This window comes from Marinobacter sp. SS8-8 (assembly GCF_030540945.1).
Classification (GTDB): Bacteria; Pseudomonadota; Gammaproteobacteria; order Pseudomonadales; family Oleiphilaceae; genus Marinobacter.
On the sequence record NZ_JASSVN010000035.1, the window covers coordinates 1 to 9181 of the forward strand.

8 protein-coding genes are annotated in these 9181 nt (G+C 51.6%); 3 read left to right on the plus strand and 5 right to left on the minus strand.

Annotated elements, in window-relative coordinates; all coding sequences use genetic code 11:
- Window positions 1-117: 117 nt before the first annotated feature.
- From QPL96_RS19520 to QPL96_RS18945, 4 genes are read right to left on the minus strand one after another with little or no spacing between them, the layout of a single operon-like run.
- Entirely contained in the window at window positions 118-450 is a 333-nt protein-coding gene (locus tag QPL96_RS19520; protein WP_368388926.1) for a DEAD/DEAH box helicase family protein, read from the minus strand.
- The gene (locus tag QPL96_RS18935; RefSeq protein ID WP_303288842.1) at window positions 447-2489 is read right to left on the minus strand and encodes a phospholipase D-like domain-containing protein; all 2043 of its coding nucleotides are present in this window, start codon (window positions 2487-2489) and stop codon (window positions 447-449) included. Before QPL96_RS18935 ends, QPL96_RS19520 begins: the two co-directional genes overlap by 4 nt.
- The gene (locus QPL96_RS18940; RefSeq protein WP_303288843.1) at window positions 2482-3702 is read right to left on the minus strand and encodes a hypothetical protein; all 1221 of its coding nucleotides are present in this window, start codon (window positions 3700-3702) and stop codon (window positions 2482-2484) included. Before QPL96_RS18940 ends, QPL96_RS18935 begins: the two co-directional genes overlap by 8 nt.
- Before the next feature lie 46 nt (window positions 3703-3748).
- Window positions 3749-4231, minus strand: coding sequence for a hypothetical protein (locus QPL96_RS18945; RefSeq protein ID WP_303288844.1), 483 nt, complete (start codon window positions 4229-4231; stop codon window positions 3749-3751).
- Window positions 4232-4488: 257 nt separating this feature from the next.
- Between QPL96_RS18945 and QPL96_RS18950 the strand changes: the two genes are divergently transcribed.
- The 3 genes from QPL96_RS18950 to QPL96_RS18960 all read left to right on the plus strand — a co-directional run bounded on the left by QPL96_RS18950 (window position 4489) and on the right by QPL96_RS18960 (window position 7537).
- Complete coding sequence (locus QPL96_RS18950; RefSeq protein ID WP_303288845.1) at window positions 4489-4707, plus strand: MbcA/ParS/Xre antitoxin family protein; 219 nt, start codon at window positions 4489-4491, stop codon at window positions 4705-4707.
- An 836-nt stretch (window positions 4708-5543) separates the two neighbouring features.
- Window positions 5544-6665, plus strand: a complete 1122-nt coding sequence (locus QPL96_RS18955; protein ID WP_303288846.1) for an integrase domain-containing protein — start codon at window positions 5544-5546, stop codon at window positions 6663-6665.
- A 518-nt stretch (window positions 6666-7183) separates the two neighbouring features.
- Window positions 7184-7537 (plus strand): hypothetical protein, encoded by a 354-nt coding sequence (locus tag QPL96_RS18960; RefSeq protein WP_303288847.1) that lies wholly within the window; start codon window positions 7184-7186, stop codon window positions 7535-7537.
- A 182-nt stretch (window positions 7538-7719) separates the two neighbouring features.
- Here QPL96_RS18960 and QPL96_RS18965 read toward each other — a convergent pair whose 3' ends face one another.
- Entirely contained in the window at window positions 7720-8967 is a 1248-nt protein-coding gene (locus QPL96_RS18965) for a hypothetical protein (RefSeq protein WP_303288848.1), read from the minus strand.
- Window positions 8968-9181: the final 214 nt, after the last annotated feature.

Below are 9181 nucleotides of genomic sequence, written 5' to 3' on the forward strand. Positions count from 1 at the left end.
GTTTTTTCTTTTGTTTCAATTGCTTGTGACAAAGAATACCATTTTCCGCTGGAGGTTTCCTGCCTGATTACCTCATTTTTTTATTTAATATCAGTGTTTTACGTTTATGGACGGAAACTAGCTAGCAGTGCAGACGTTTCTGTCGATAAAACTAGCATGTTCCCGCAGCCATTTGTCCTGAACATTGGCACTTGGGCAGATATAGAGAACCCGCAGAGCCGGATTGAAGTACCTCATCAGCGCAACGACTCCGAGCGCTATGTAGGTTTTTCCCATTCCGACTTCATCGGCAAGGTAACCGAGCCCGATATTATCGGTATTAATCATGTTGTAGAGAGCAACCGCGCCCCGTAGCTGGACCTCTCCGAGAGATTTCAATTCTTCCCTGCCACCACTGAAATCAAGAATTAGGCGAGCAGAGTCCAGATCGAGGATAGGATATTGACTCATGCGCCTGCCTCCACTTCTTCCGTCGGGCACCGGTACTGTTCGAGGAATTGAGTCTCAAACCACTCTAAGAACCGTTCTCGGTCGGCTTCTCGATCACTAGAGAGCTTGATGAGCTTGCTCTCACGTATCCGCTGAAGAAGGGATTCCACAAACTCAAGCTGTTGTGAGACATAAGGCCTATCAGTAAATTTGTCCGCTCGATAGACCTCCTTGGCACTGAGCAATAAAAGATACGCGCTGACCGGATGCAACGGCTGATCGCCCTCCTTAGCGGGTTCGAGTACAGCCGCAGCTCGGCCAACTAATGTTGGCAGGCTATCGACTCCGGTACCTGTGAGGTAGTAATCACGCTTTTTCGGTGTGGATTGCTCATTGCTGAGGTCACGTCGCAACATGCGAAATGCGTGGAACAACTCGGCATACTCGGAGAAGAACTCGTTCTCCAGAGGCGCCTCCTCAATCAGGCTGGTTTCCCCTCGCTCGCCCAGTTCAAAAAGCCGTTTAACCCGTGCGTCCGTCAGCAGCAACTGACGGCGTTCGGGAGACATTCCGGCATAAATCGCCAGGATCTGTTGAGGGGACAGTGTAGCGAGCTCAAGTTGCGGTTTATGCGACCAGTGCGTTTGCTGAAGTAAAACACGGTGCGGGGCGATTAATTCATCGGAATCACAAACTCGTCCAGACACGAGGATCAGGGAGCCGTTGGCTAGCGCTTTCTCCAACGCTTCAGTGTTGCCTGTGTAGTCGCTCAAAACGTTTCTGAGACGCCAGCCGGTCACTGCCGGATTGCCTGCCCCATCTGGGCCGATAAGATCAATTTCGATCGGGCTTTCAGAGTCCACTGCTCCGCTCAGTGTTTTAGTCAGCCAATCAAAGGTGAGGGAGATCTGAGGCATGACACCCTCAGTTTCCTGGTCCAGCTCACCAGGTGCCAGGTCGAGAGATCTTTGGCTAACGTCCGGTAGATCATCAGAGATGACTTCCAAAAGCGACTCGGCATCCGTAGCTACCAGAAACCCGGCTTCCACATTCTCATTGAGCGCTTTGTAGGTAAAATTCACTGACCCGACAAAGGTGAAAGCCCGATCAACGCCAATGAAATTGAAGATCTTGGCGTGCAGTTCCCGATGCGGTTCTTTCCCTACTCCTAAGGGGGCTGCTGTTGATTTCACCCAGTCCGCCCAGGCGACATTGTCCAAACTATCAATGTGAGCCAAATAATCGAGGTTACAGAGCGCCTCCTGTTTGTCATCCCGCGGCAATAGAAGGCGCACAACACTCACACCAAGATCTAGAAACGCCTCGTGTAGGTTATTCCTGGAGTCGTCGGCGAAAAATGGAGAGATAATCTCCAGTTCAACGGGTTCTTTAAGCTGGCTGATCTCTTCCGATAGAAAGTCCAGAATCCGTTTTGTACTCGATAATCCGAAATAATGAACTGGCGGTGCTTCAGGATCTCCTACGCAGCTAGCCAAAAATCGCTGTATTTTAGCGACAGCACCATTGCCCGACTGGAGTATCTGTTTACCTTGCAGGTAGTCCAGATCCCGTTTCAATGCCTGCAGAAACTCTCCCTGACCATCGCGTTGGCCAATCTCCTCCCAGTGCTGGCATTCAATGTTATCCCACCAGCCAGCCTTAGTGAGGTTATTGGAACCGGCGGATATCAGTAAGGAGTCACTTTCCTCAGCGCCGTTACCTACAAGCAGCAACGATAGCTTCGGGTGGAAAGCACGATTTCCTTCTGAAACACCGTGGCAGCCGTACTCCATTCCCGGTGAGCTTTCACCCTGGATGCGAAAAATATTCTGATCGTAAAAGACATCAACCGGCAATTCGGCTTCCCTAAGGGATTCTCGCACCTGGAACTGTTTCACCCGCTCATCGATCGAGAACGAGCTGTTTTCTGGTAATAGAAGAGGAACAACTTCCAGCTCAAAAAATGCGGGATCGAAGGTGTAGGTGGCAAAGACAGCGGCTTTGACCGGGCGCCCTCCCAGACGTTCTTCAAGGTATTGGGATATCTGCGCATTATCCATTACGCTCCTCCAGATTCGCTTTGGCAATGCGAAAATAGGAGCCTAGGAAGTAATCGTAGTCCCAGTCACCTAGGAGAGCCTTCTGAGACCGAAGAACAGCCGTTTCTGACTTCACTTTGACATTGAGAATGTCGCCGTCACAGGTTACCCAGGGAGCACCTCCCCTCGCTTTCATGACGTCCGCGTTTAACTTAGTGACGGCTTTAACTGCTCCCCAATGGTTGCCAGCTCTCAGATTGTCGTTGATCTCACAAAGCGCGTTCCGTCGCGTCATCCCTTGGGGCAAAGTCTCTGGCAGGTGCTCATAGTCATAAGCCTGGCTTTCAATCTGCTCCACAACTGAAGAGACCGGTCGATGATCCTGTGTCAGCAGGTAATAGAAAACGTTGTTAGCAGCGACTAGTACACGCTCTACTCGCTGGATTTCGTCGAGATACGTCTGCAAGTCAGCTGATGCAGCGCTCTGAACTTCGTTCAGGTTCTGGGCAAATCCATCAGTCAATTTACCCTCGCTTACGAGTTTTGCGCTTACGGAGAAAAGCTCGCCTTGAACCGAGGCATTTTGGTTTTGGTGCCCACGAAGCAGTACATGAGTGAGCTCTTGTCGAACGCTATCCTTTCGAATTGCCTCCCAAAATTGGGGTGCCAAGCGTTCACATTCATCTCTGGAAAGCTGACCGTCGACTCTGAACAGCTGAATGAACTCATTGGCGTTCAGATCCTTTGCGATTGTTGCAGCGAGCTCCCTACCTTCCGCTGTAAGCTTCCGATCGCTTCCTTCTGCAAGCCCGGAATCTTTTAAGGCCGAACTGTACAGGCCCCACAATCCATAGCTTGCCTGATTGCTCAGAATCTGAGCTTTCAAGCTAATAGCTAACGACTCCGCCTGAGTAGTCATATTTTTGTGGACGCGGGTGATACCCATGATTTCTTTGCTACCGGACTGGTAGCGGAGGTAGGCGGCAAGCTGCTCGTAGCGAAGGAACGTTTCCCTGATTAACCGCTCGCGACTGTCTTTGTCGGCATTTCCATGAATCTGGTGTGACCAATAGAACCCGAGCAGCGCAACGGTGAAGTTCTCGACGGAACTGGTGATGGTTGTCAGGTTGCCGACCACTTTTCGGCCGAAATGGGTCCAAACCAGCTCGAAACCCAGTGGGTCACGTGAACCTTTGGGTTTGGCTCGATCATCAAGGAGTGAAAGAAAAGGCATAACGTTTCAGATCCATCTGCTCATTATTCTGGGACCCCGTTTTTCATCAGAGGGTCGCGACTACTTTCTTCTCCACGTCGAAGGGGGCTACGCCCTTTTCGAACGTTTTCTGCAGACCATACGCCATCCCCTCAAGCGGTGCCTGGTCGCTGTAGCCAAACCTTTGTATTTCTTCCATATAGCGCTGTATAAAGTTTCGCGCGCCGAGCGTTCGCCATTGGATGACGTGCACAAGTTCGTGAAAGTGGATGCCTACATCTCTGGCTGCATCCGGAACAAGGTAGTAAGTGTCTTTGTAGGTGACACCATCGAGCTGGTTCTCATTATCAATAAAGTCACCCAGCCCTGCTTCTCTGAGCTCCGGTATCTTCGGCATGGGGAGAACCTTTACGATCACGAAATAGGATGAGCGGAGAAGCTCCGGGCTATAGAAACCGTCAAACTGGTGCTGCAAAACTGCGCAGGATTGGCGATAAGGCTTGTACGCTTCGTTTACCTCATCAATCCATGATTTCACTAGCTCAATCATGTGCCCTCCCTAAGCGCTGGACCATCCATTCAGCAACTGAATTAAAATTTTTCCGAACAATAGTTAGCCTGCAAACGTTGATCGGCCCCTCAATACTGCTTGAACTGATGAAGTTTTCCAATAGACCCAGATAATCCTTTTGTCGGTGCGACCCAGGAGAGTCAGGTTTGATGCGTGTTCCTGACGGCCGTGCTTTACTATCTCGTGTTGACTGACAAAAAAAGACGGCAGGCACTTTAGTCAGGTGGAAAATTCCGATGACAAACCAGAAGACTGAGATTGAAACTTTGCAGGGCCAAGTGAAATCCGCTGCGCTGGAGCTTTTTGAGGGAGACCAGCAGATGGCTGAGAGTTGGCTTTCGAGTCCACTGCCGATTATCGGTAATGAGACTCCTTACAACTACATGGACTCTCCTGAACGAGCGAGGCAACTACTCGGCATCATCAATCGATTCGAGCACGGTGTTTGGACGTAAAGATTTTCGTTCACCTGCTTCCCTACATACACCAAGCTGATCGCTGTCAAACTCTCCCCAGTTTCACCGTAGTGTCCTCCAAGTCGACCTGCAGTGGACTTAACCGGCAAATGTGCTCGCTGCTTCATACGGAGACCTAGCAAAAGTCCATTTAGAGTCCACTTGGAGGCCACAAACCAACCCAGGACTGTATCCGCGGCCCACATAGTGCCGCGTGGTGGCATGTATCAAATTGGTCTTATTACAGAAATTCTGCGTTTTAACGAGTGGACAAGACCACTCTGGGTTCTGATAATGAAGGCTCAATCCGGGTGGAATCACTCGGCCAGGTAGCTGGCTTGGTAGAACAAACAGCATGTGTCTCACCGTCGATTATCGACTGGTATCCCTCCGGGCATGGCCCGATCCAAACTGCTAAAAATAGCCCAAGCGGACGTCAAGTTCGCTAACCCAACCGCCCTTCTGGGCATTCGTCACCTCTACGATCGAAAACCGAACGTTAGAGAGATGACTTGACCTGGAGCTGGAAAACCCAGCAATTCCAATTCCTTAAATCCGATCAACGGACTAGAACTGGTCGAAAACCCTGACTAAAACCAGATTCGTGCGGATTCGCTCCCCCGGTGCGTCACCACCGGCATGCTCGATTCGATCTGTTCGCCCTTACGCCTGATCCAAGTTTCAGGCGCCCCTCTTTTGCACCGTCACGCTGACCGCGTGACAACGCCGCTACCCCAACAAACAGCACTAACTGATTTGTTACCTACGGCTTGCAACGGAAAAACTGTGCCTGCAGTGGCACGAACGACACCCCCAACGATCAGAGGAGATTTCTCATGGTTACGTATCTGACTGCGGTGATGGGGCGGGGTGTCAGCGAGGGAACCAGGCTCTGCCCCAAAAGCCGCAGGGTTTGCCTCGCATCAGCTGCACTCGATTTCAACTTTTTAGAGACAGGTGATTTACCAATGAAACGGAAACAGAAAACTCTGCGCAGCGAAAAGCGCAATTATGGCTACGGCAAGCAGTTGCTGTATGCCTTTTCTATGGCCTTGAACGCCCTCTTTGGTCAGCAAGACCATTTTGGCACTCGGCGGACCCACCGCATTCGAATCAGGGTTTTCGTCGAATTCTGCCAGCGGCATGGCATTCGGGATGCACGCGATATTGATATGGAGTTCGTAGAAGCCTACGGCAATTATCTGCGTCACCGGCTGCATGAGTCCTACGAGTGGGCCGATGGGACACGCGACAACACGGTTGCCGCGTCGTATGCACATAATCTGATCTCGACGGTGAACACCTGTCTGTACGCGATGCGTCGAGATGAGAAGCTGCACCTATCCGCTCGCAAAGCACTGGGCATGGCAAGATCCAATGTACGAAAAACCCAGATTCAGGCGGACATCGCGGTTACGAAGACGGCAACCGATCGCATGATTGCGTCTGGCAATGAGCGTGGTGCTGCCGTAGTCCTGCTAACGCGCTCCTGGGGAATGCGAACGGAAGAAGCCTATCTGCAGGACCTGGACCGTATGATGCGAGAAGTAACTGCAACTGGCACGGCCGCTATTTTGGAGGGAACGAAAGGCGGTAGGGAATGCGAGAGTCGGACCATCACGGCAGGTGAATTTCAGCGCGAGGCACTTGAATTCGCTCTCTCCGTTCGCCCGGCAGGTTCCCAGTGCCTGCTGCGGGAAACAGAAAACGCGATCACCTTCTACCGTCGGGAGCTCGGTCGCTGCAGGAGAATCCTGAAAAAGTGTGGAATTCCTTCTTTCCGGGAATTGCGCTGTGGATTCGCACAAGATATTTACGAAGAAGTCGTTCGGGGCCCCAGTCCGCTTCGCGGCCCTATTGGGGACCGGGTACTGGATCGCATCGCCCGTGAAAAGGTCTCTCGCCTGCTGGGGCATGGTCGTCCCCAGGTGGCTTCATCTTACATCGGGGGCTACTGATGAATATCCGAGACATTACGCAACGCATCAAGTGGGACAAAGATGCCTCCGATTCGACAAAAAGGCGAGCAGAAAAGCGCATTCAAACGATCGCAGATGCTATCGAGGCTCGGTTCCCGGAGGTTCGTTACTGCAACCAAATCCACCTCAAGCACATGCGATACATTAAGGAGGTCTGGTTCGAACATGAAGACCTAGCACCAACTACAATCGGTGATTACACACGCGCCATGCGGCTCATGATTAGGGCACGCGAAAAAGAGAAGGATTGGTTTGGCCGCTTAGGTCTGCTCCAAGACCCGCAACGTGGGGGGAGGAGCGTGGTTTCACGGGTAACGAAAACAAGGTCACGAAATCGTCGATGAACGCTCATCCGACGATGAGGGTGGCGGGCTTTGGCAAATTTCACATGCCAAGCCCCCTCCCGGCACCGGTTTAGATTTCAGATGATCGGGGCAGGTGATGAGACAACTCATTACCTGAAATATCCGATCTCACAATTTGAACTGGAGAAACCAATGAAGCTGACTTTCGACAGCTGCATCAGCAAAAGAACTGGACAGCCACTCGCCGCTTACGAATTTAAATTTGAGGCCGAAAGCGCTGCGGAGAACGCAAGCTTATTCAATGAAACACCTCTTACCTATTACGAATGCTCGCGGTGCAACCATTGGCACTTGACGCCCAAGGACCGTTATACCCCAAGCCAACCCTGCGAGTTTTGTGTCGACAGTTCTGGAGACACCAAGGAGTCTTATGAAACCAAGACTGGAGCTGAGAACAGGGCAGCGATCATTCGACGAGAGATCGGCATACATTTGCGGGTATATGAATGCCCGTACCAGACGGGTTGGCATCTGACTAAACAGTAATGCCCACTCAAAGTAACCCGTAAAACAGACTCAAGAACTGGAGAAGATCGCCATGTCAAAAGGAAAAGGTAGCTCTCGTCCTTCCAACGGCCATCCGGGTGGTAACTGGCCAAGCACAACCGGTCGCCCATCTGGAGGTGGCCGGGGGAACGCCCCGTCCAAGGGTAAATAGCCATGCAAGATCAGGCCGCTGAAATGTCGGCGGCCTGTTTCTGATATCGGTTCCAGTATTTGCTGTAGGATCCGATCGCGTTGAAACGTTGAAACTCAGGATACTTGATAAAAATTGATGCGATAGTTGCTTCTTCCTCATCGATCAATCGCCCCCATGCCAGCGCAGCCTGGGCTTTCATCCACGCCAGATAGTGGTCTGAGTCATGGCCTTCACAGAGTCTGGCAATAAAGATCTCCAAGGCGGATTGATCTGGAATCTGACCCTTGCGCCATTTCTTGAACCGGCGATATTTGTGGTCTCCCGGTGATTCCGAGGAATAGGAGAGGAACTCATCTTCCGTGCAGTCTTTTGGCAAAGGCAGGTAACCGGCCATCTTTCGCACGGTCACCTCTTCACCCGCCAGCTCTGACAGTCGACGTCTCCACACCTCAAATAAAAGAACTAACGGCCGGCCTCTCCTACTCCGCCTGGAAGACGATTTGGGCGCAATGTCTCCTACGAATCCCCAATCGACCAACTGCTCTCTGTGTGCCTCATACACCCCATGGGTTGCCAGATAGTCAGCCACATCGAGCGCCAACTCGCAGAGCAGCGTGTAGTAGAAATCAATCCGTAGTTGGTGGTTAATCAAGCGCAAAATGCTCTTTCCCCGAAGCCACTCCACGCTTTCCGGATCTCTAGCGGTGTGATCAATTTCGGCGATCAACGATATAAGCTCCGGGTCCACGAACGTGTTGTCCTCCAAGAACTCTTGCGCTTGTCGGATCCAGACCGCAGGCTGCGGCCGTTTCTTAGGCTGCCGGCTAGTCTCTTGTTTGATCCAGTCGAGAAAAGACTTCTCTTGGGCAATTCGCTTCTCTACGAAGCTGGCAACTCTGGAATCCTTCAGCGCCGACCCAATTTTCGATCTCTCAGTACCCGCCAGATAAGCTATCCAGGACGAGCCATTGTTTTTTAATTGCAGGTCCTCCCAAGGCTGCGTAGCAATTTCGAGATCTTTTAGGAAGTCTTTATCCTGAAGACTTGAGTGCCAGACACGTCGGATTTTCATCGCGGCACCGCGTGTTACAGGTTGATGCTCAGCCTTCTTTAGAGTGGCTCGATACGGTGCTTTGATCCCTGCAGCTTCTGCCATCCCCTCAACCAATCGGGGAAAAGAGCCCGAATCGCCGAGCGTGATTCTCAGAAAATCAGAGACGTGTGGAAGAAAAAATACGTCGAGAGGTGGCAGCGTCACCATGATTACGTTCTTCATACATCGCTCGGTACAGCGGCATAAAACCCTTGAAATTCAGACGCTGCCATATTTGATCATATGTAACTATTCAGCTGCCTCCCCGTAAAAAGTCCTGTTAGCCCCGTTCCGGTGCCGACATAAAAGCCGGCTCACGCCCGGTAAACAGCTGCGTCAATACCTCGGAGGCACCCAGGTTCTGTTTCCGCGCCGTGGACAGAAGACTGCGCACACG

Excerpts from the sequence above, each read along its gene's own strand:
- QPL96_RS19520 (WP_368388926.1), bottom strand. The coding sequence starts at position 450 with ATGAGTCAATATCCTATCCTCGATCTGGACTCTGCTCGCCTAATTCTT.
- QPL96_RS18935 (WP_303288842.1), bottom strand. The coding sequence starts at position 2,489 with ATGGATAATGCGCAGATATCCCAATACCTTGAAGAACGTCTGGGAGGG.
- QPL96_RS18940 (WP_303288843.1), bottom strand. The coding sequence starts at position 3,702 with ATGCCTTTTCTTTCACTCCTTGATGATCGAGCCAAACCCAAAGGTTCA.
- QPL96_RS18945 (WP_303288844.1), bottom strand. The coding sequence starts at position 4,231 with ATGATTGAGCTAGTGAAATCATGGATTGATGAGGTAAACGAAGCGTAC.
- QPL96_RS18950 (WP_303288845.1), top strand. The coding sequence starts at position 4,489 with ATGACAAACCAGAAGACTGAGATTGAAACTTTGCAGGGCCAAGTGAAA.
- QPL96_RS18955 (WP_303288846.1), top strand. The coding sequence starts at position 5,544 with ATGGTTACGTATCTGACTGCGGTGATGGGGCGGGGTGTCAGCGAGGGA.
- QPL96_RS18960 (WP_303288847.1), top strand. The coding sequence starts at position 7,184 with ATGAAGCTGACTTTCGACAGCTGCATCAGCAAAAGAACTGGACAGCCA.
- QPL96_RS18965 (WP_303288848.1), bottom strand. The coding sequence starts at position 8,967 with ATGAAGAACGTAATCATGGTGACGCTGCCACCTCTCGACGTATTTTTT.